Raw genomic sequence first — 19168 nt, forward strand, 5'->3', positions numbered from 1 at the left:
TACGGCGGATCGTGCCTGTCCCGGCCGCTACAGATAGCGATTGTCCCTGAGATAGCGCATGATGCGCTCGCAAGCGGCGTCGGTCGACAGCTCCGAGGTGTCGATGGTGATCTCCGGGGCCTGGGGCGCCTCATAGGGATCGTCGATGCCGGTGAATGCCGCTAATTCACCGGCCCTTGCCTTGCGATAGAGTCCCTTGGGATCGCGGCGCTCGCATTCGACGAGCGGGGTCGCGACATGGATCTCGATGAACTCGCCCGCTTCGACTCGCTGGCGCGCCAGCTCGCGTTCACTGCGGAACGGCGAGATCAGCGCGACCAGCGCGATCATGCCGGCATCGACGAACAGCGCCGCGATCTCAGCAGTGCGCCGGACGTTCTCCGCCCTGTCCGTGTTGGAGAAGCCGAGGTCGCGGTTGATGCCGTGACGAAGATTGTCGCCGTCGAGCAGCGCCGCATGACGTCCGAGTTCGGCAAACCTGCGGTCAACGAGATCGGCGATCGTCGATTTGCCGGCGCCGCTGAGCCCCGTGAACCAGAGCACGCAGGGCCGCTGCTGCTTCAGCCGCGCCCGCACGGATTTGTCGACGGCCAGCCGCTGCCAATGGATGTTGGTGGCGCGGCGGAGTGAAAGGTCGATCATGCCTGCTGCGGCGGTGCGGTGGCTGATCGGATCGACGAGAATGAAGCTGCCCATGTCGCGGTCGTCGCGATAGGCCTCGAATACCAGCGGTCGGTCGAGGCTGAGATGGGCGTAACCGATCTGGTTGGCGTCGAGCGTAGCGGCGTCTTCATGCGCCATGGTGTCGATGGCGATGCGGTGCTTGAGCGTCGTGATGACCGCGCCGGTCGAGGCCGCGCCGCATTTGAGCAAATAGCGCCGGCCCGCGACCATGGCTTCGTCATCGAACCAGACGAGATGGGCGGCGAGCTGATCCGAGACCAGCGGCGCGGGTCCCGCCGTCAGCACGTCGCCGCGACTGACGTCGATCTCGTCGGTCAATGTGAGCGTGACCGATTCGCCCGCAGCAGCCCGATCGCGCTCGCCGCCGGGCGTGAGAATGCGTGCGACGCGCGTCTGACGGCCCGAGGGCTGCACCGCAATGGGCTCGCCTATCTCAATCGTTCCGCTGGCGATCCTCCCGCAGAAGCCGCGAAACTCCGCGTTCGGCCGGTTGACCCATTGCACCGGCAGCCGGAACGGCCGCTGCGAGACGTCGCCGGCCACGTCGACCGATTCCAGGTACGCGGTGACGGTCGGCCCCGTGTACCAGGGCATCCGCGCGCTCACTGTCACGATGTTGTCGCCGTCGGGCGCCACGACCGGGATGCACCGGACCTGCGAGATTCCGAGCTGTCCGGCCATGGTGAGATATTCGGCGGTGATGGCCGCAAAGCGGTCCCCGTCGAATCCGATCAGGTCCATCTTGTTCACGGCGAGCACGACGTGGTGAATGCCGAGCAGAGACAGGATGTGGCTATGGCGTCGCGTCTGCGTAATCACGCCCTTGCGGGCGTCGACCAGCACCACGGCGAGATCGGCGTTGGATGCGCCGGTCGCCATGTTGCGGGTATATTGCGCATGTCCCGGCGTGTCGGCGACGATGAAGCGGCGCAGCCTGGTGGCAAAGAAGCGGTAGGCGACGTCGATGGTGATGCCCTGCTCACGCTCCGCCTGCAAGCCGTCGACCAGCAGCGCGAAATCGAAATCGCCGCCAGTCGTGCCGACGGTCTTGCTCTCGGACGCCAGCGCGTCGAGCTGATCGTCGAGCAGCGTCTTGGAATCGTACAGCAGCCGGCCGACCAGCGTGCTCTTGCCGTCGTCGACGCTGCCGCAGGTGACGAAACGCAGCGTCGGACGATCATCCTGATCCAACCGCAGCACATCGGAGGCGGCGATCGTGGGGGCCTCGTGATAGGACATCAGAAGTAGCCTTCCGCTTTCTTGCGCTCCATTGATGCCGGACTGTCCCGGTCGATCATGCGTCCTTGCCGTTCGGAGGTGCGCGAGGCCGTCATCTCCCGGACGATCTCGGGCAGGGTTGCCGCCGTCGAGACCGTGGCGCCGCTGAGCGGATAGCAGCCCAGGGTACGAAATCTGACCGAACGCCACAGCGGCTCTTCGCCCGCACGCAGCGGCATCCGTTCGTCGTCCACCATGATCAGCGCGCCATCGCGCTCGACCACCGGGCGCGAAGCCGCCAGATAGAGCGGAACAATCGGGATGTCCTCGAGCAGGATGTAGTCCCAGACGTCGAGCTCTGTCCAGTTCGACAGCGGAAACACCCGCATGCTCTCGCCGGGCGCGAGCATCGTGTTGTACAGGCTCCACAGCTCGGGCCGCTGGTTCCTCGGATCCCAGCGATGCGCCGCGCTTCGGTGCGAGAATATGCGCTCCTTGGCGCGTGACTTCTCCTCGTCGCGCCGTGCTCCGCCGATCGCGGCGTCAAAGCCGTGAAGGTCGAGCGCCTGCCGCAACGCCTGCGTCTTCATGACGTCGGTGTAGCGCGCCGAGCCGTGCGTGAAGGGGTCGATGCCCTGGCTCAGTCCGTCCTTGTTGATATGGACGATCAGATCGATGCCGAGTCACGCGCGCGGCGGTCGCGAAATTCGATCATCTCGCGGAACTTCCAGGTCGTGTCGACGTGCAGCAGCGAAAACGGCGGCTTGCCTGGATGAAATGCCTTCATCGCCAGGTGCAGGAGCACCGAGGAGTCTTTGCCAATCGAGTACAGCATGACCGGCTTGCGGAATTCGGCCGCGGTCTCCCGGAGGATATGGATGCTCTCCGCCTCCAGGCGCCGAAGATGCCTGACGGCGTGAAGCTGCTCGCGGCCCGTTCGTTCAGCGGGCGCGGGCTCGGCGGTCGTGAGAATATCCAGCATGCTGATCACGCGGCTTCGGCGAACCAGTCGCCGAACAGGTGCGCCGAAATTGCCGCGTTCAGGCCGAGATCGCGAGCGCAAGCCGCGACCGAGGCTCGATAGGCATCATTGACCCCGCAGCGCTCCAGAATCTCCAGCTGAGCTTCGCTCACCGAGGCCGTCGCGCGGCGCTGGTAGCGATAGGCGCTATCGGAGGTGTGCAGATTGGGCACCTTGTAGATCGTCGCTTCGCTCGGGAAGATGACGCGCGCGTTGCTTGCTTGCGCGTCCCCCGGGTCCCGCCACGACGTCACGGCGTTCTCGGTAAAGCTGCTGGAAAGGCCGAGGCGATCGAACAAGACGCGCACCGACGATACGGCCTCCTTGCTCACCTCGTAGACGTAGTGAGTGACGGGAATGCCCTCTCGCCGGGCGCAACTTGCGACCCGGGCCGCGCTGAGCGCGGCGACGACGTAGTGCCGCAGCAATGTCTCTTCCGGCGCGCGCGAAATCAGCTTGTCGAACCAGGACGCCAGCGAGCTCGCCGGCTCGCGATCGAGCATGATGAGATGCAATCGGTCCCGTGGATATCCCGCGTCGATCAGGAGCTGCAGTGGATTGAACAAGCTCTCGGCGAGCACGTAGGGCCCGATCGTTTCCTTGCTGAAGATGTGCGGCTCGTCGGTCGCCGAGGGGATGATCCAGGGCGTCAGCGGACGGCCAACGAGCGCCTCGCGCAAGATCGCCTTCAGCGGCTGATAATACGAAGGCATCCCGGTCATGCCGAACAGATTGCTGAGGGCGGTCGACCCGACCCTGGCTTTGCCGCATGCGAAATAGAGCATCGGAAAGTCGTGCGCGGGACGACGCAGGAAATCTTCTGCGAGACAGTCCGTCACTTCGCGCATCAACGTCGCCAGGGTAACGGCTCTGGTCTGGAATTCGCCGACCGGCGCCAACGGCGTGGTGTCGAGGGAACGATGCTGCTGTCGAACGAGGTCGGCCATCCGTTCGAGCGAATCGGCTGAGGTTGCGTCGATGTTCATGTTGGGGGCCCACTGCATGGGAGTTCCACGAGCAATTGCGCGTGCGATAGAACCCAACCTACAGTTGTTGAGCGTGCCGAACAATTCCGGGGAATCCCGGAGGCGCTATCCAGATGCGACGAGCGTCGGAGATATGTTGCCGCTTTCCAGATTCATGCTGCGCGTACGGTGTTGAGGAACTTCTCGACTTCCGCCTTCAGGAGGCTGCTTTCGCTCGACAGCGAGCGCGCCGATGCCAATACCTGTCCCGATGCAGCGCCGGTGGCGCTGGCGCCATGACTGACCTGGGCGATCTTGTCCGCGACTTCGACGGTTCCCTTGGCGGCCTCGCTGACGTTTCGTGCAATCTCCGCCGTTGCTGCGCCCTGCTCTTCGATCGTCGCAGCAATGGTCGTTGAAATGTCAGAAATGCGGGCGATGGTCGTGCTGATTTCCTTGATCGCTCCGACGGAGTCCTCGGTTGCCGATTGCATGCCGGCGATCTGCGTGCTGATTTCCTCGGTCGCTCGCGCGGTTTGCGCCGCGAGTGCTTTGACCTCGCTGGCCACGACCGCAAAGCCGCGGCCGGATTCGCCGGCACGCGCCGCTTCGATCGTTGCGTTCAGCGCCAGGAGGTTGGTCTGTTCGGCAATCGCAGTGATCAATTTGACGACATCGCCAATTCGGCCCGCCGCCTTGAGCAGTTCGTTGATCCGGACGTCGGTGCGTTCCGCCTGCCTGACCGCTTCGCCGGCGATGCGGCTGGAATCGTGGACTTGGCGGCCGATCTCGACGACCGACGTGCTCATTTCCTCGGCGGCGGACGCCACGGCTCCGACATTGGTCGATGCCTCCTCCGAGGCAGCCGCGACCATGCCGGAGAGCTCCTGAGTCTCTTCCGCGGTTCCCGACAGCGTCCCGGCGGCAGCCTCGAGCTGCTGGGAGGCCGCCGACACCGAGTCGATGATGCCGCCGACCGCGGCTTCGAACACGCCGGCGAGCTTGGTCATCTCCGCCTTGCGCTGAGCGACCGCAGCGGCTTCCTGATCTTTCTGCTCGGCTTCCATCCGTTCGATACGGATGAGGTTTTCCTTGAAGGTCTGGGCCGCGCGAGCGTTGTCGCCGACTTCATCGCCACGGCGCGTATAGGGAATCTCGACCGTCTTGTTGCCGTTGGCGAGCTCGAGAAGCACGGCGCCGATGCGCCGGATCGGTCGGGCGATGTTCAACACGGAAAAGACGGCGGACCCGATCAACGTCAGGACGACGAATATGCCGACCACCAATGCGAAGTTCGCGACACGGTCCAGTTCGGCGAGCATCTCACCCTTGCGGCGCGCGGCGAATTCGTTGGCGACACCGACCAGATCGTCGATGCGTTTGCTCACTTCCAGCGCCGCCGGACGCATACGCTCTGCGAGAATGGTCGCCTTCGTCGACTCGGCCGCCGTTCGGGCGCCGCCGGCCGCTGCGCCGATGACTGCCTTTTGCGCCCCCGCCAGTTCAATGCCGCTGGCCAGATACGCATCGACAAATTTCTTGGTCTCACGGTAGGCGTCCTGGGTGACCTTCCGGGTCGCCCGGTCTGTCGCGGCATCGATTTCCGCGCCGGCTTCGCCTGCTCGCGTGCGGAGCATTTCGAGCAGCTTGTCGACCTCTGCGGCTGACGAAGCGGAACCGATCTCGAGGGCTGCGAGCTGCGCCCGCGCCATCGCCGTCTGCGCCGCCTGGGCATTGCCCTTGTTGAGATAGTTGATGGTGACCAGGCGATTGGATTCGGCAATCGACCGGTTGCCGAGCATCTGATTGGTCAGCATGCCGAAGACCAGCACAACGCTGACGCCCGTCACGATGCCGAGCTTTGTTCCAATGCGAAATCTGAATGACCCCACCACCATCTCCTTCGCGCTGACGTGTAACACGTATTCGCAACCAATGATTGAGATTTGGGTAATGTTCGCGGGCCTCCAGTAGTACTACGGCTGATGTATTCGAGAGGCGGAACTTTCCTGCAGGCTTGCACATCGGCCAGTGCGGCGCGTGCACGCCCATGCTTGTAGGTTCCCCCGACTCAGTCCTAGCGTGAGGCGATGCGTTTCCAGGATCGACCAAATATTCATCGGCCGCGGTTCGGCGGCTCGCCGTTCGGTCGGCACTTCTCGGGATTGTTGCCGTGGATGTTCGTGGTCGGCGTCGTGATGGCTGTCGTGCTCGGTTTCCGCCATGGGATGGACTGGCTTGTTCCGCATGAGAGCGACAGCCAATCCCAGGCGGCGGAAATCGTCCTGCAGCAGGCGGGTCATCCCGATGTGCGCGAGCCGGTCAATGTCGTTCGCACCATCGACGGCGACACCTTCCTTGCGCGTGTTCGTCAGCGCGACGGCCGCGATCTCGTCGTGCGTGTTCGGCTGCGCGGCATCGATGCGCCCGAATTGAAGGCATCGTGTCAGGAGGAGCTGGACAAGGCTGAAGCCGCGGCCCGCGCGCTGCGCAATCTGCTCGGCCAAGGCGATGTGACGATTTCCAATCTCGCGCCCGACAAATACGGACGCATTCTCGCCGATGTCGCGACCCGCCGGACCGCTAGCGTCTCGGCCACGCTGCTCGCGGGCGGTTACGTGCGCAGCTACAATGGCGGCCATCGCGACGGCTGGTGCGCGCGCGGCTGGCGCTTCTGGCAATGAAAAGCCGCGTCGAGCGACGCGGCTTTCGCAATCCTCCCGATCTTCTCGATCAGCGCGTCACGACCACTGTCGTGCCGACGGAGACGCGGCCATAGAGATCCGTGATGTCGTCGTTGAGCATGCGGATGCAGCCATAGGAGACGAAGCCGCCGATCGAACCCGGCACGTTGGTGCCGTGGATGGCATATTCGCCGCCGGCCAGCGTCATCGCCGCGACGCCCATCGGATTGCGGGGCGAGCCGCCGGGAATGACATCCGGAATGCTCGGCTTGTCGCGCTTCACCTCTGCCGGCGGCGACCAGGCCGGATTTCGATACTTCCCGTCGATGCGAGTGGTGCCGGCCCACTGCTTGCCGGACTTGCCGACGCCGACCGGATAGCGCACGGCGTGGCCGTTATCGAGGACGAGGTAGAGCCGCCGCTCGCTGGTTTTGACCACGATGGTGCCCGGCGAATAGTCGGCCAGATGCGCTCCCACCATCTCCGGCCGCGCCTCTGCCGCCGTCGATATCAAGACCCCCGCCCCGATGGTGGCAGCCATCGCCGCCGCAATCTTCATCGACATCGATTTCCCCTTGCCCAACACGTATCGCCCAAAATCACGCAGAACCGGCAATCGCTGCCTCGCCCACCTATTCTTAACCGCGCCTGTTAACCGGATGGTTTCCAGGCGCGGCCACCAACGGCCAGCCAGCAGGGGGAACAAAGAAAATGTTCGAAATAAAGTAAATGACCTGAAAACAACACTCGGCGGGAAAGTTGCGGGCTCGCCGCTGTGGGCCTGACAAGGACGCGAGGATATGAGCGCCTACTGTTCGGGGGCGTTGGCGCGGAGGCAGCCCCGTGTCCCGGACGCGCCGCGGCGCTCCTGCGCTGCTGGGCTACGTCCGGGGCACGAGAGCGATGCTTACGCTGACTTCCTGTTCTGCCGATTCTTGACGAGATCATCGACCACGGAGGGATCGGCCAGGGTCGAGGTATCGCCCAGGCTGCCCGGCTCGTCCTCGGCGATCTTGCGCAGGATACGGCGCATGATCTTGCCGGAGCGGGTCTTGGGCAGGCCCGGCGCGAACTGGATCTGGTCGGGCGAAGCGATCGGGCCGATCTCCTTGCGCACCCAGGTCACGAGTTCCTTGCGCAGGTCTTCGGTCGGCTCGACGCCGGACATCAGGGTGACATAGGCGTAGATGCCCTGCCCTTTGATGTCATGCGGGAAGCCGACCACTGCGGCCTCCGAGACTTTTTCATGCGCCACCAGCGCGCTCTCGACTTCCGCGGTGCCCATGCGGTGGCCGGAGACGTTGATGACGTCGTCGACGCGGCCGGTGATCCAGTAATAGCCGTCGGCGTCGCGCCGGCAGCCGTCGCCGGTGAAGTACTTGCCCTTGTAGGTCGAGAAATAGGTCTGCTCGAAGCGGGCGTGATCGCCGTAGACCGTGCGCATCTGGCCCGGCCATGACCGCGTGAGACAGAGATTGCCGGTGGTCTCCCCTTCCAGCACCTTGCCGTCGGCATCGACGATTTCGGGCACCACGCCGAAGAACGGCTGCGTTGCCGAACCCGGTTTCAGCTTGGTCGCGCCCGGCAGCGGCGTGATCAGGATGCCGCCGGTCTCGGTCTGCCACCAGGTGTCGACGATCGGGCAGCGGTCGTCGCCGACCACGCGGTGATACCACTCCCAGGCTTCCGGATTGATGGGTTCGCCGACCGAGCCGAGCAGGCGGAGCGAAGCGCGCGAGGTCTTCTTCACGGGCTCGTCGCCCGACTGCATCAGCGCACGGATCGCGGTCGGCGCGGTGTAGAAGATGTTGACCTTGTGCTTGTCGATGACGTTCCAGAACCTGGAATTGTCGGGGTAGTTCGGCACGCCTTCGAACATCAGCGTGGTCGCGCCGTTCGCCAGCGGCCCGTACAGGATGTAGCTGTGGCCGGTGACCCAACCGACGTCGGCAGTGCACCAGTAGATGTCGCCGTCGTGATAGTCGAAGACGTATTGATGCGTCATCGAGGCGAACACGAGATAACCTGCGGAGGTGTGCAGCACGCCCTTGGGCTGGCCGGTCGAGCCCGAGGTGTAGAGGATGAACAGCGGATCCTCGGCATGCATGTGCTCGACCGGGCATTCCGTCGTCACCATCGCCGCCGCCTCGTGATACCAGAGGTCGCGCGTCGGGTTCATGTCGATCTTGCCGCCGGTGCGCTTGACCACGACGACCCAGTCGACGCCGTCGGCTTTCGTGAGGGCCGCGTCGACATTGGCCTTCAGCGGCACCTTCTTGCCGCCGCGCAGGCCTTCGTCGGCAGTGATGATGACCTTGGATTGGCAGTCATTTATGCGCTGGGCGAGGCTGTCCGGCGAGAAGCCTGCGAACACCACGGAGTGGATGGCGCCGATGCGCGCGCAGGCGAGCATCGCATAGGCCGCTTCCGGAATCATCGGCAGGTAGATGGTGACCCGGTCGCCCTTCCCGACGTTGCGGGTGCGCAGGATGTTGGCCATCCGGCAGACTTCGTCGTGCAGCTCCTTGTAGGTGATGTGCCTGGATTGCGAGGGATCGTCGCCTTCCCAGATGATCGCGGTCTGGTTGCCGCGCGTGTGAAGGTGCCGGTCGATGCAGTTATGGGCGACATTGAGGACGCCGTCCTCGAACCATTTGATCGAGATGTTGCCCGGCGCGAAGGAGACGTTCTCGATTTTCGTCGGGGTCTTCATCCAGTCGATGCGCTTGGCCTGCTCCGCCCAGAAACCGTTGGGGTCCGAGATCGAGCGAGCGTACATCTCCTTGTACTTGGCCTGGTCGACCCAGGCGCGCTTCGCCCACTCCGCGGGGACGTCATAGATCTTCTCGGACATGCTTTCCCTCCACCTACGGCAGGCCGAGCGCTAGCGACTGGCGAGCCGACTTGATCATTGACTGATTATGCGTCGGGCTAACCGGACCCGACAAGGAGCACAAGCTGGACCTTCGGCGGGCCGTCTGCCATGCGGAGGATCAAGGCCTGCGGCACGAGTGTCGCAGATCTGAAACAGGCCAGGGCCCCGGCCTTTCGGTATTTACCCAGACCGCCAAAATCAGCCGCGCAGGGTGCCCATGCGCCGCGGGCGGTATTTAGAAACCGCTTCTCACCGATTCGGGACTCGCAATGCGGTTCGGAACACCCTAAATGGCCAACCCGGGTCCGGAGAGACCCCTTGGAACAAAAATTACAACAGCGGCATTGAACGGTAACAGACAGGGTCAAGGCTTAACACTATGATGGATCAGCAGAATCTCGGGACGATGCGGCCCGCTTCAGCCGATCCTGCGGCCATTGCCCTCGCCAAGGCCCTCGGACAATGGCCGAAACCGGCCTCGTTCAGGCGTCCGAGCCCGAAGAAAGTCTTCGACACGGCGCCCGCGGCGACGGTCGAGGCGCTCGCAAGGGAGCTCGGCCTGCGGCTCGGCGACCAGAACGAGCTGACCATCCGCCGCATCAAGCGCGGCAAGGGCTATTCCTTCGTCCGTCCGAACGGCGCACACATCCGCGACGCCCGCACCATCCGCCGGCTGCATGCCATGGCGGTGCCCCCGGCCTATCGCGAGGTGCGCTACTCCGCCGATCCGAGCTTGCATCTCCAGGCGGTGGGACGCGATGCCGCGGGCCGGCTGCAATATCGCTATCACGCCGATTGGGAAAAGATTCGCGAGCATCGCAAGGCGCATCGCCTGGAAAAGCTCGTCGGCGCGCTGCCGAAGATCCGGCGCAAGGTCTCGGCGTTCCTCTCGGGCGACGAGCCGACGCGTGAATTTGCGCTCTCGGCCGTGATCGAGCTGATCGCGCGCACCGCCATCCGCCCCGGCAACGAATCCTACGCCCGCCTCAACGGCACCCGCGGCGCGACCACGCTGTTGAAGTCCAACGTTACGCTGGAAGACGACAGCTTCGTGCTGACCTTCAAGGCGAAGGGCGGCAAGGCCGTGCGGAAAGAGTGCGACGCCGCCAAGCTGGTGCGCGCCATCGGCATTTTGCAGGGCGTCCCCGGCAAGCGCATGTTCCAGTATCGCGATGCCTACGGCGTCGTGCGCGCGGTCAGCACCACGCAGGTGAACGCGTTTCTGCGCGAGATCGCCGGCATCAAGATCTCGCTGAAGGATTTTCGTACGCTGATGGCGTCTGCCGTCGTCGTGGAATCCTTGTCGCGGATCACGCCGGCAACCAGCCAGCGCGGCCGCAAGAAGCAGGTGCTGGACGCGATCCGCGCCGCTGCGGACAAGCTCTCGAACACGCCGGCGATCTGCCGCAAGAGCTACGTCCACGACACCATCGTCACCGCGTTCGAGGACGGCATCCTCGAACGCTTTGCCGCGACCATGAAGGGCCAGCGTTCGCAGGCGCGGCGCGAGCAACTGCTGGCGCAGGTGGTCGCGACAGCGGCGGTGTAACGTCGCGCTACGCTTTGTTGGAAATGCCCCGATCCGGGCCGGGATCGCCACCCGCCGCTGCGATCGTCAGCCGCTCCAGATAATGCGCCCACCCCGTCGCGTGCGCGGCGGCCTGTGCTTCGCTCGGCAGGCCGCTATGGGTCATGCGCAGCAGCGTGCCGCCATCGTGTTCGATCAGGTCGATCTCGATCAGGCTCGAGCCGGGCGGCACTTCCTGGCCGGCCTCCCAGCCGAACGTGTAGGCGAGACGATGCACCGGCACGACCTCGCGGAATGTGCCGCGGGCGCCGCCGTCGCGTGGGCCGACGCCCTTGAGCACATAGAGCCCGCCGGGATGCGGCTCCGTGATCGCGTCTGAACCCATCCAGCTCAGGATTTTCTCGGGATCGGTCAAATAGGCGAAGACGGTGGCGCGCGGGGCTGCAATCTGGGTCTCGCGTCGCACTACGAATTGCTCGGTCATCGGCGATCATCCCTGGGGCTGATACTGGCACATGGCGGGGCCGAAGCGGCCCGTCAAGGATTGCCCGTGACAAACCTGGCCGGCCTTCGCCATGATCGAGCCATGCAGCTGTCCCCGACCCTCGCCTGGCTCGTCGATGCCGCCTCGGATTGCCTCGGGGCGGACCGCCTACTCGCGGAACTCGGCGCACATCTGATCGCGGACGGCGTGCCGCTCGCGGCGGGCGCCCTCACGCTGGAGGTGCCGCATCCGCTGATCGCGAAGCGGACCTGGTTGTGGCGCGCCGATAGCGGTCAGGTGATCGAAGCGCTCGGCTTCGCGCCTGGGGGCCTCGCACCGGATCCGCCCAACGATGCCGGTCGCCGCTGGTTGCGCGACATCGCGCGCGGGGAAGTGCACGAAGATATCGTCGGACGGCAAGATGGGCCGCTGCTCGGCTGGATCGCGCCGCGTCCGTTCACGGCAGACGAGATCGGGCAATTGCGCCAGGCCGCGCGTTTTGCCGCGGCGCCCCTCGCGGTGCTTGCCGCGCGCGCCACGTTGCGGGCAACCCTGGAGGCCTATCTCGGCAAGCGCAGCGCGGAGCGGGTGCTGGCGGCACCCTTGCGGCGCGATCTCGGGGAGACCATTCAGGCCGCGCTGCTCTATGCGGATTTGCGCAATTTCACGATCCTCTCGGAAGCCTCACCGCCTGGCGAGGTCATCGCCGCGCTCGACGCCTGGTTCGATCGTATCGCGGGCGCCGTCCACGCTTTCGGCGGCGAGGTGCTGAAATTCATCGGCGACGGCGTGCTCGCGATCTTTCCGGTGGTCGAGGCATCACCGCGCCGCGCCTGCGAGGCCGCTCTGCGTGCTGCAGGCGCGGCCGAGGCCGGGATGGCCTATCTCAACGCAGAGCGCGGCGCCAAGGGCCTGCCGCCGCTGGCGTTCGGTGCCGCGCTGCATCTTGGTGAGATGCTCTGGGGCAATATCGGCGCGGCCAACCGGCTCGATTTCACGGCGATCGGGCCCGCCGTCAATCTCGCCAGCCGCCTCGAAGGATTGTGCAAGCCGTTGGGGCGGACCGTGCTGGCGTCGGGCGCGCTGGCGGCCGAGACGGACATGCCGCTGGTCGCGCTCGGCCCGCATACGCTGCGCGGCATTGCTGCGCCGTGCGAGGTGTTTGCGCTGCCGGAGGCGCAAGCGAACGTATCGTAGCCCGCATGAGCGCCGCGATATGCGGGTAGCAGTGGTCCCGGGCGTCGCTTTCGCTTATCCGGGCTACGCACCTGCAACTACATTCCGCCCATCTTGCAGACGAGCTTCCACTCTTCCGCCGTCACCGGCTGCACCGAGAGGCGCGAATATTTCACCAGCGCCATGTTGGCGAGCTTCTTCTCGGCCTTGATCGCGGCCATCGTCACCGGCGTTTTCAGGGGCTTGTCGGCCTTGATGTCGACGCAGACGAATTTCTCGGTCTTGTCGGTCGGGTCCGGATAGGCCTCCTTGATGACCTCGGCGATGCCGACGATCTCCTTGCCCTCGTTGGAATGATAGAAGAACGCCTTGTCGCCCTTCTTCATGGCGACGAGGTTCTGGCGCGCGGTGTAATTGCGCACGCCGGTCCAGGCCTCGCCCTTGGCGCCCTTTGCCACCTGCTGATCCCAGGACCACACCGACGGTTCGGATTTCACCAGCCAGTACGCCATGTTCATTCCTCTGCCTTGAAGGGGCGCGTCAGCAGCCCCGAGATCGCGGCGTCGATCGTGCTCCGGCCGCTCAGGATCGAGGCGACGGCTTCTGATACCGGCATCTCGATATCTTGCGAAGCTGCGAGTTGGATCAGGACCGGCGCGGTGAATTCCCCCTCGGCGAGCTTGCCGGCGGGCGGCTGCTCTCCGCGACCGAGTGCGAGGCCAAGGGCAAAGTTGCGTGATTGCGGGCTCGAGCAGGTCAGAATGAGATCACCGAGGCCGGACAGGCCCGTCAGCGTCTCGCTGCGCGCCCCGATGGCGCGGCCGAGGCGCGTCAGCTCGGCAAAGCCGCGGGTCGTCAGTGCAGCCTGGGCGGAGGCGCCGAGCTTGCGCCCGACCGCGATGCCGACCGCAATCGCCAGCACGTTCTTGGCCGCGCCGCCGATCTCGACGCCCCTGATGTCGGTGGAGTGATAGGGCCGGAATGTCGGCGAGCCCAGTGCCTGCACGAGCGCGCTCGCCAAGGTCTCATCGCCAGCCGCCAGCGTCACCGCCGTCGGCAGGCTGCGCGCGACATCGTCGGCAAAGCTCGGGCCCGACAGAATGGCCGGTTGGGCGTGTGGTGCGGCTTCGGCGATCACGTCGGTCATGAATTTGTGGGTGCCGTGCTCGATACCCTTGGCGCAGGCAATGATCGGTGCAGGCCCTGGCAGATGCGGGGCCAGCATGTTGACCGCGCTGCGGACATGCTGCGCCGGTGTTGCGATCAGCAGCATGTCCGCGCGCGCGGCGAGCGCCAGATCGTTTGTGACCACGATCTCCGGAGCGATCTGCACACCGGGGAGCCGCGGGTTGTCGCGGGTCGAGGCGATCCGTGCGGCATGTTCGGCATTGCGTGCCCAGAGCGTCACGCTGCGCCCCGCCCGTGCCGCGACGGTCGCCAGCGCCGTGCCCCAGGCGCCCGCGCCGATCACCGCGACGGATTGGAACGCTGACATCGCTAATATCCCGCCCGCGTCTTGCCGTAGCCTGCCGGCGCTATTGCGTTCGCGTCGAGCAGCCACCTCGCGCGGGGCTGGGCGTCCATCGTGTCGGTCATGCCGAGCGCGAGGCGCTCGGCACCAGCCCAGGCAATCATCGCGCCGTTGTCGGTGCAGAGCGCGGGCGGCGGCATGATCAATTGCGTCCCGGCCTGCCTCGCGACGTCGTCGAGCGCGCCGCGTATGGCCTGATTGGCGGCGACGCCGCCGGCCGCAACCAGGGCGCTCGGCGCGCCGAACCTGTCGTGGAAAAGCCTGAGGCCGACGCTCAGCCGATCGGCCGTCGAATCAAGCACGGCGGCCTGAAAGCTCGCGCAGAGATCGCTGATGTCCTGTGGCGTGATCTCGGCGAGCCGGCTCGCTTCGCTGCGCACCGCGGTCTTCAATCCCGACAGCGAGAAATTGGCATCAGGGCGCCCCTGCATCGGCCGCGGAAACGCAAAGCGCGTGGGATCTCCGCTTGCCGCCGCGCGCTCGACCTGCGGGCCGCCGGGATAGGGCAGGCCCAGCATCTTCGCGACCTTGTCGAAGGCCTCGCCGATCGCGTCGTCCACGGTGGTGCCGAGTCGCATATATTGTCCGACGCCGGTGACCGCGACGATCTGGGTGTGACCGCCGGAAGCGAGAAACAGGCAATAGGGAAACGCGATTCCGTCGGTGAGGCGCGGCGTCAGCGCATGCGCCTCCAGATGATTTACCGCGACCAGCGGTGTGTCGTGCACCATCGCGATCGCTTTCGCGGTGGTGAGCCCGACGATGACGCCGCCGATCAGGCCCGGCCCCGCGGCGGCCGCGACGCCATTGAGCTCGGCGAAGCCGATGCCGGCCTCGCGCATGGTGCGATCGACGATGCCGTCGAGCAGGTCGACATGGGCGCGAGCGGCAATCTCCGGCACCACGCCACCGAAACGGGCGTGCTCCTCGACCTGCGACCGCACGATGTTGGACAGGATCTTGCCGCTGCCGTCGCCCGCGCGCTCGATCACGGCCGCGGCAGTCTCGTCGCAGGTTGTTTCGATGCCCAGTACCAGCATTGGCGAATTGTTATCCAATTTGCGCCCTTGCGCTCATCCGTAAAGCAGAGTTCTGGTACGTCCGGTAGCATTCCGGGGACAGATTGCGCAATCGTCACGAAGCAATCCGTTCTCGTCATGGGTCACCGCCAATTGGTTCGGGAACACTTGCGATGTCCATTCTTGTCACACGGCCGCATCCCGACAACGAGGCGACCGCGGAAAGCCTGCGTGCACGGGGGCATGCGGTGCTTCTTGCGCCTGCGCTCAAATTCGAGCCGGTCGTCTTCCATGACGAAAGTCAAACGCCCTACGCCGCCGTCATCGTCACGTCGGCCAACGCGGTTCGTGCCGTCGCAGCACAATTGCGGGGCCTTGGCCTCTTGGAGCTGCCATTGTTTGCGGTCGGCGAGCATACGGCTGCAGCGGCGCGAGGCGCCGGCTTTGCCGAGGTGATCGTCGCCGGCGGCGATGCCGCGTCCTTGCGGGACAAGGTGATGCAGGCTGCGCGCGACAAGGTGCTGAAGAAAAAGTGCACGCTGCTTTATCTCGCGGGCGCGGATTTGTCGCGCGACCTTAGCGGCGAGCTCAGTGCGGAGGGTTTCTCCGTGGTCACGCGGACGACCTATCGCATGACGCCGGTCAAGCATCTGCCGCGCGAGGTCTGCGAGGGCTTTGCCGCCCACGGGGTCGAGGCGGTGCTGCACTACTCCCAGCGCAGCGCCCGGGCGTTCCTGGATGCGGCGAGGGACGAAGGCGTCGAAATCTCGGCGCTGGCGATACCGCAATGCTGCCTGTCCGAGACGGTTGCCAGTGCGCTACGCGATGCCGGCGCGTCGCAGGTTCTGGTCGCCGCGACACCGGACGAAAATGCCCTATTTGCCACCTTGGAGCGTGCGTTGCGTACCCGTTTGGCGTAAGAGGTCGGGCCGAATCCGACGTCATCGGGTCCCCTAAGGGCCCGTGCCCAAGGACTTAATGGTATGGAAGTGTGAGGAACCGTCACGATGGCCGACGACAAGCCTGAAGACGCAGGATTGGCGCCCGACACTGGTCGTGCCAAGCGCACGCCGCCCACCATCGACCTCGAAGCCACCGACGTATCGACCCAGCCGCAGGAGCCGGCGGTCGGGGCCGAGGCCACGCCAGCGCCGGAACACGCCGGGCCTGAGCAGGCAAAATCCGACCAGATTGACGCAGAGCCGGAGCGTATCGAAGCGCAGGCGCCCGCGTCGTCCATTTCGCCCTGGGTCGTCGCGCCGTTCTCCGGCGCTGTCGCCGCGGTGGTCGTGATCGCAGTCGGCTGGATGCTGGGCTGGCCCGCCGTGCAGGCGCCGCCGGCCGCGCCGCAAGTCACCAGCGCCTCGGTCGATGCGCTGAGCGGCCGTGTAGCGGCGGTCGAAGCCAGGGCCGGCAAGCCCGTCGCCGATCCGGCCATGGCGGCGCGGATCGACGCGCTGGAGAAATCCGCAGGCAGCTTGCGCGGCGACGTCGCCAATCTGCGTACGCAGTTCGACAAGACCGCGAGCGCATTGAACGATGCGAAATCGGCGCCCGCCACGACTGCGCCCGATCTTTCCGCTCTCAACGATCGCATCGCCCAGCTCGAGCGCGCCAGCAAATCCGAACGTGCCGAGCTCGCGCAGCAGGGCGAGAAGATCGCCGAGGCGAAAGCGAGGGATGACAAGCCGCTGCGCTCTGTGGTGGCGGCCGCCCTGCTCGACGTCGCCGTTCGCCATGGCGACCCCTATCAGTCACAGCTGTCCGCGGCGCGTTCGCTCGCCGCCAAGCCTGATATGCTGAAGCCGCTCGAGACATTTGCATCGTCGGGTATCCCGACCCCGGTCGCGCTGAGCCGCGAGCTCCTCAACATCGTGCCCAAACTGTCGCCGCCGGCGGAAGCTCAGACCAGCGGCACGGGCATCGTCGAGCGTCTCCAGGCGGGAGCGTCGAAGCTCGTGCGCATCGAGCGCACCGACGGCGTCGGCAACGATCGCGGCGCCATCGTCACGCGGGTGACGGCCGCGGCGCTTCGCAATGATTTCGTGGAAGCGCGGCGTGAGCTCAAGACGCTGCCGGAGGCCGATCGCGCGCCTGCGCAGGCCTGGCTCGACAAGGCCGATGCCCGCGACGCCGCGCTCGCCGCCTCCCGCAAATTCGCCGACGATGCCATGGCGGATCTCGCCAAATCTGCTCAATAGGATTCGCGCAATCATCGGCGCGTAACAGGGATCGCCATGCTTCGCATCGTCCTCTTCCTCGTCTTGATCGCGCTTGCGGCGGCCGGCGCGGCCTGGGTTGCTGACCAGCCCGGCGAAGTCGTCATGACCTGGGGCGGCTGGCGCGCCTCGCCGACCATTCCCGTGTTTGTGCTCCTTCTCGGCATCTTTGCCGTTGCGATCGTCCTGCTCTGGAGCATCCTGACAGCGACATGGCGATTGCCGGGCCGCATGCGCCGCCGCCGCCACGACAAGCGCCACGCCCGCGGCCGCCACGCCATCACCCACGGCCTGCTCGCGATCGGTCATGGCGACACGGCGCTCGCCCACCGTCATGCCGTGGCGGCGCGGCGGCATGCCCCGGATGATCCGCTCGCGCTGCTGCTGCATGCGCAGTCAGCGCAGCTCGAAGGCAATCGCGACGAGGCGCAGCGCGTCTTCCGTGCCATGGCCGAGCGCGAGGATACGCGCCTGCTCGGCCTGCGCGGCCTGTTCATCGAGGCGCAGCGCGCCGACGATGTGGTCGGCGCCGTGATGATCGCCGAGGAAGCGATCAAGCTGTCGCCGTCCTCGACCTGGGCCTCGCATGCGGTGCTCGGCTTCCGCTGCGCGCGCGGCGACTGGAGCGGCGCGCTCGCGATCCTCGATTCGAATCTGTCCGCGGGCCTGATCGACAAGCCGGCCTATCGCCGCCAGCGCGGCGTGCTGCTCACCGCACGGGCGCTGGAACTGCAAACCATGGACCGCGACGTCGCGCGCGAGAGCGTGATGGAGGCGATCAAGCTCGCGCCGACCCTGGTGCCGGCCGCAGTGCTTGCCGCAAAATTCGAGAGCGAGGCGCATCAGGTGCGCCGTGCCATGAAGCTGGTCGAGACCGCCTGGCTCGCCAATCCGCATCCCGATCTCGCCGATGCCTACGCGCATGTGAAGCTCGGCGATACCGCGTGGCACCGCTTGCAGCGCGTCGAGACGCTTGCGGCCAAGACGGCTGCGAACGCGCCCGGCCATATCGAGGGTCAGATCGCCATCGCGCGCGCCGCGATCGACGCCGCCGAGTTTGCCCGCGCGCGCGAGGTGCTGGCGCCATACGTCAGCGATCCGACCCAGCGCATAGCGCTGCTGATGGCCGAGATCGAGCGCACCGAGCACGGCGACGGCGGCCGCGCCCGCGCATGGACCTTGCGCGCGGTGCGCGCCCGCCACGATCCGGCCTGGACCGCGGACGGCTATGTCAGCGACCGCTGGCGTCCGGTCTCCCCGGTCACCGGCCGGCTCGATGCGTTCCAGTGGCAGACGCCGGTCGCGAGCCTGCCCTCGGACAGGGGCACCACGATCGAATCCTCCGCCTTCGAGGAAGCCATGCTGGCGGCGCCGCCGCCGAAGCGGGTGACGGCGGCCCCTAGCGAAAGCGAGGTGGAACCGACGATGACAGCCCCGGCGCCGGCCGCCCAGGACAATTCGCCCGTGATCGTCAAAGAAGAGCCGGCAGTCGCGCATGCCGAACCGGCCCAACCGGCCCCCGAACCCACCGAATCAGCGCCGCCGGCGGCAACGCCGGTGTTCAGGACCCGCGTCGACCTCGGCAAACCCGCGGCAGCGCCAATTCCCGCGGTCATCCCGATCGTCCGGGCTCCGGACGATCCCGGGATCGATGACGAGGGTCCGAGCGACGAATTTACGGAACAAATCGGCACGCCCAAGGCCCAGGCCGGGGGGTGGCGCGGATTCTGGTCCCGCTGGGGCGCGTGAGCCGCATTTCGAACC

General features: G+C 66.0%; 15 protein-coding genes and 1 pseudogene. 6 read left to right on the top strand and 10 right to left on the bottom strand.

Annotated features, from left to right (window positions below):
• Positions 1 to 27 precede the first annotated feature (27 nt).
• From cysC to ACFDR6_RS06575, 4 genes and pseudogenes are all read right to left on the bottom strand, one after another.
• Positions 28 to 1923, bottom strand: a complete 1896-nt coding sequence (gene cysC, locus ACFDR6_RS06560) for an adenylyl-sulfate kinase (RefSeq protein WP_375857789.1) — start codon at positions 1921 to 1923, stop codon at positions 28 to 30.
• Positions 1923 to 2884, bottom strand: a pseudogene (gene cysD, locus ACFDR6_RS06565) (sulfate adenylyltransferase subunit CysD). The gene cysC and the pseudogene cysD overlap by 1 nt, the downstream one beginning before the upstream one ends.
• Positions 2885 to 2889: 5 nt before the next feature.
• Complete coding sequence (locus tag ACFDR6_RS06570; protein WP_375857921.1) at positions 2890 to 3909, bottom strand: sulfotransferase family protein; 1020 nt, start codon at positions 3907 to 3909, stop codon at positions 2890 to 2892.
• A 152-nt stretch (positions 3910 to 4061) separates the two neighbouring features.
• On the bottom strand, positions 4062 to 5780 hold the full coding sequence (locus ACFDR6_RS06575; RefSeq protein WP_375857790.1) for a methyl-accepting chemotaxis protein: 1719 nt from the start codon (positions 5778 to 5780) through the stop codon (positions 4062 to 4064).
• Between the two features lie 198 nt (positions 5781 to 5978).
• Between ACFDR6_RS06575 and ACFDR6_RS06580 the strand changes: the two genes are divergently transcribed.
• Positions 5979 to 6572 carry a thermonuclease family protein gene (locus ACFDR6_RS06580; RefSeq protein ID WP_212082594.1) on the top strand — a complete coding sequence of 198 codons (594 nt, stop codon included), beginning with the start codon at positions 5979 to 5981 and terminating at the stop codon, positions 6570 to 6572.
• Positions 6573 to 6621: 49 nt separating this feature from the next.
• On the opposite strand, the gene ACFDR6_RS06585 is transcribed toward ACFDR6_RS06580, so the two are convergent.
• Together ACFDR6_RS06585 and acs are read right to left on the bottom strand one after the other, a co-directional pair.
• Positions 6622 to 7137: a L,D-transpeptidase gene (locus ACFDR6_RS06585; protein ID WP_375857791.1), complete on the bottom strand. Its 516-nt coding sequence runs from the start codon at positions 7135 to 7137 to the stop codon at positions 6622 to 6624.
• A 342-nt stretch (positions 7138 to 7479) separates the two neighbouring features.
• A complete protein-coding gene (acs, locus tag ACFDR6_RS06590; protein ID WP_375857792.1) occupies positions 7480 to 9426 on the bottom strand; it encodes an acetate--CoA ligase in 1947 nt (648 codons plus the stop codon).
• A 400-nt stretch (positions 9427 to 9826) separates the two neighbouring features.
• Between acs and ACFDR6_RS06595 the strand changes: the two genes are divergently transcribed.
• Positions 9827 to 10996 (top strand): DNA topoisomerase IB, encoded by a 1170-nt coding sequence (locus ACFDR6_RS06595; RefSeq protein WP_212082587.1) that lies wholly within the window; start codon positions 9827 to 9829, stop codon positions 10994 to 10996.
• Between the two features lie 7 nt (positions 10997 to 11003).
• Here ACFDR6_RS06595 and ACFDR6_RS06600 read toward each other — a convergent pair whose 3' ends face one another.
• The gene (locus ACFDR6_RS06600) at positions 11004 to 11459 is read right to left on the bottom strand and encodes an SRPBCC family protein (protein WP_317241811.1); all 456 of its coding nucleotides are present in this window, start codon (positions 11457 to 11459) and stop codon (positions 11004 to 11006) included.
• 102 nt (positions 11460 to 11561) lie between these two features.
• On the opposite strand from ACFDR6_RS06600, the gene ACFDR6_RS06605 reads away from it, so the two are divergent.
• Entirely contained in the window at positions 11562 to 12656 is a 1095-nt protein-coding gene (locus tag ACFDR6_RS06605; RefSeq protein WP_375857793.1) for an adenylate/guanylate cyclase domain-containing protein, read from the top strand.
• A gap of 77 nt (positions 12657 to 12733) precedes the next feature.
• Here ACFDR6_RS06605 and ACFDR6_RS06610 read toward each other — a convergent pair whose 3' ends face one another.
• From ACFDR6_RS06610 to tsaD, 3 genes are read right to left on the bottom strand one after another with little or no spacing between them, the layout of a single operon-like run.
• Positions 12734 to 13147, bottom strand: coding sequence for an EVE domain-containing protein (locus ACFDR6_RS06610; RefSeq protein ID WP_375857794.1), 414 nt, complete (start codon positions 13145 to 13147; stop codon positions 12734 to 12736).
• Between the two features lie 2 nt (positions 13148 to 13149).
• A complete protein-coding gene (locus ACFDR6_RS06615) occupies positions 13150 to 14130 on the bottom strand; it encodes an NAD(P)H-dependent glycerol-3-phosphate dehydrogenase (protein ID WP_375857795.1) in 981 nt (326 codons plus the stop codon).
• 2 nt (positions 14131 to 14132) lie between these two features.
• Positions 14133 to 15206, bottom strand: coding sequence for a tRNA (adenosine(37)-N6)-threonylcarbamoyltransferase complex transferase subunit TsaD (gene tsaD / locus ACFDR6_RS06620; RefSeq protein ID WP_375857796.1), 1074 nt, complete (start codon positions 15204 to 15206; stop codon positions 14133 to 14135).
• Positions 15207 to 15358: 152 nt separating this feature from the next.
• Here tsaD and ACFDR6_RS06625 point away from each other — a divergent pair, with 152 nt between their 5' ends.
• The 3 genes from ACFDR6_RS06625 to ACFDR6_RS06635 all read left to right on the top strand — a co-directional run bounded on the left by ACFDR6_RS06625 (position 15359) and on the right by ACFDR6_RS06635 (position 19153).
• Positions 15359 to 16105 (top strand): uroporphyrinogen-III synthase, encoded by a 747-nt coding sequence (locus ACFDR6_RS06625; protein WP_317241814.1) that lies wholly within the window; start codon positions 15359 to 15361, stop codon positions 16103 to 16105.
• 87 nt (positions 16106 to 16192) lie between these two features.
• The gene (locus ACFDR6_RS06630) at positions 16193 to 17386 is read left to right on the top strand and encodes a COG4223 family protein (RefSeq protein ID WP_375857797.1); all 1194 of its coding nucleotides are present in this window, start codon (positions 16193 to 16195) and stop codon (positions 17384 to 17386) included.
• Between the two features lie 36 nt (positions 17387 to 17422).
• On the top strand, positions 17423 to 19153 hold the full coding sequence (locus tag ACFDR6_RS06635) for a heme biosynthesis HemY N-terminal domain-containing protein (RefSeq protein ID WP_375857798.1): 1731 nt from the start codon (positions 17423 to 17425) through the stop codon (positions 19151 to 19153).
• Positions 19154 to 19168 lie beyond the last annotated feature (15 nt).

It is taken from the genome of Bradyrhizobium tunisiense (genome assembly GCF_042263385.1).
GTDB classification, from domain to species: domain Bacteria; phylum Pseudomonadota; class Alphaproteobacteria; order Rhizobiales; family Xanthobacteraceae; genus Bradyrhizobium; species Bradyrhizobium tunisiense.

Excerpts from the sequence above, each read along its gene's own strand:
- tsaD (WP_375857796.1), bottom strand. The coding sequence starts at position 15,206 with ATGCTGGTACTGGGCATCGAAACAACCTGCGACGAGACTGCCGCGGCC.
- ACFDR6_RS06615 (WP_375857795.1), bottom strand. The coding sequence starts at position 14,130 with ATGTCAGCGTTCCAATCCGTCGCGGTGATCGGCGCGGGCGCCTGGGGC.
- ACFDR6_RS06595 (WP_212082587.1), top strand. The coding sequence starts at position 9,827 with ATGATGGATCAGCAGAATCTCGGGACGATGCGGCCCGCTTCAGCCGAT.
- cysC (WP_375857789.1), bottom strand. The coding sequence starts at position 1,923 with ATGTCCTATCACGAGGCCCCCACGATCGCCGCCTCCGATGTGCTGCGG.
- ACFDR6_RS06600 (WP_317241811.1), bottom strand. The coding sequence starts at position 11,459 with ATGACCGAGCAATTCGTAGTGCGACGCGAGACCCAGATTGCAGCCCCG.
- ACFDR6_RS06570 (WP_375857921.1), bottom strand. The coding sequence starts at position 3,909 with ATGAACATCGACGCAACCTCAGCCGATTCGCTCGAACGGATGGCCGAC.
- acs (WP_375857792.1), bottom strand. The coding sequence starts at position 9,426 with ATGTCCGAGAAGATCTATGACGTCCCCGCGGAGTGGGCGAAGCGCGCC.
- ACFDR6_RS06630 (WP_375857797.1), top strand. The coding sequence starts at position 16,193 with ATGGCCGACGACAAGCCTGAAGACGCAGGATTGGCGCCCGACACTGGT.
- ACFDR6_RS06585 (WP_375857791.1), bottom strand. The coding sequence starts at position 7,137 with ATGTCGATGAAGATTGCGGCGGCGATGGCTGCCACCATCGGGGCGGGG.
- ACFDR6_RS06610 (WP_375857794.1), bottom strand. The coding sequence starts at position 13,147 with ATGGCGTACTGGCTGGTGAAATCCGAACCGTCGGTGTGGTCCTGGGAT.
- ACFDR6_RS06625 (WP_317241814.1), top strand. The coding sequence starts at position 15,359 with ATGTCCATTCTTGTCACACGGCCGCATCCCGACAACGAGGCGACCGCG.
- ACFDR6_RS06635 (WP_375857798.1), top strand. The coding sequence starts at position 17,423 with ATGCTTCGCATCGTCCTCTTCCTCGTCTTGATCGCGCTTGCGGCGGCC.
- ACFDR6_RS06605 (WP_375857793.1), top strand. The coding sequence starts at position 11,562 with ATGCAGCTGTCCCCGACCCTCGCCTGGCTCGTCGATGCCGCCTCGGAT.
- ACFDR6_RS06580 (WP_212082594.1), top strand. The coding sequence starts at position 5,979 with ATGCGTTTCCAGGATCGACCAAATATTCATCGGCCGCGGTTCGGCGGC.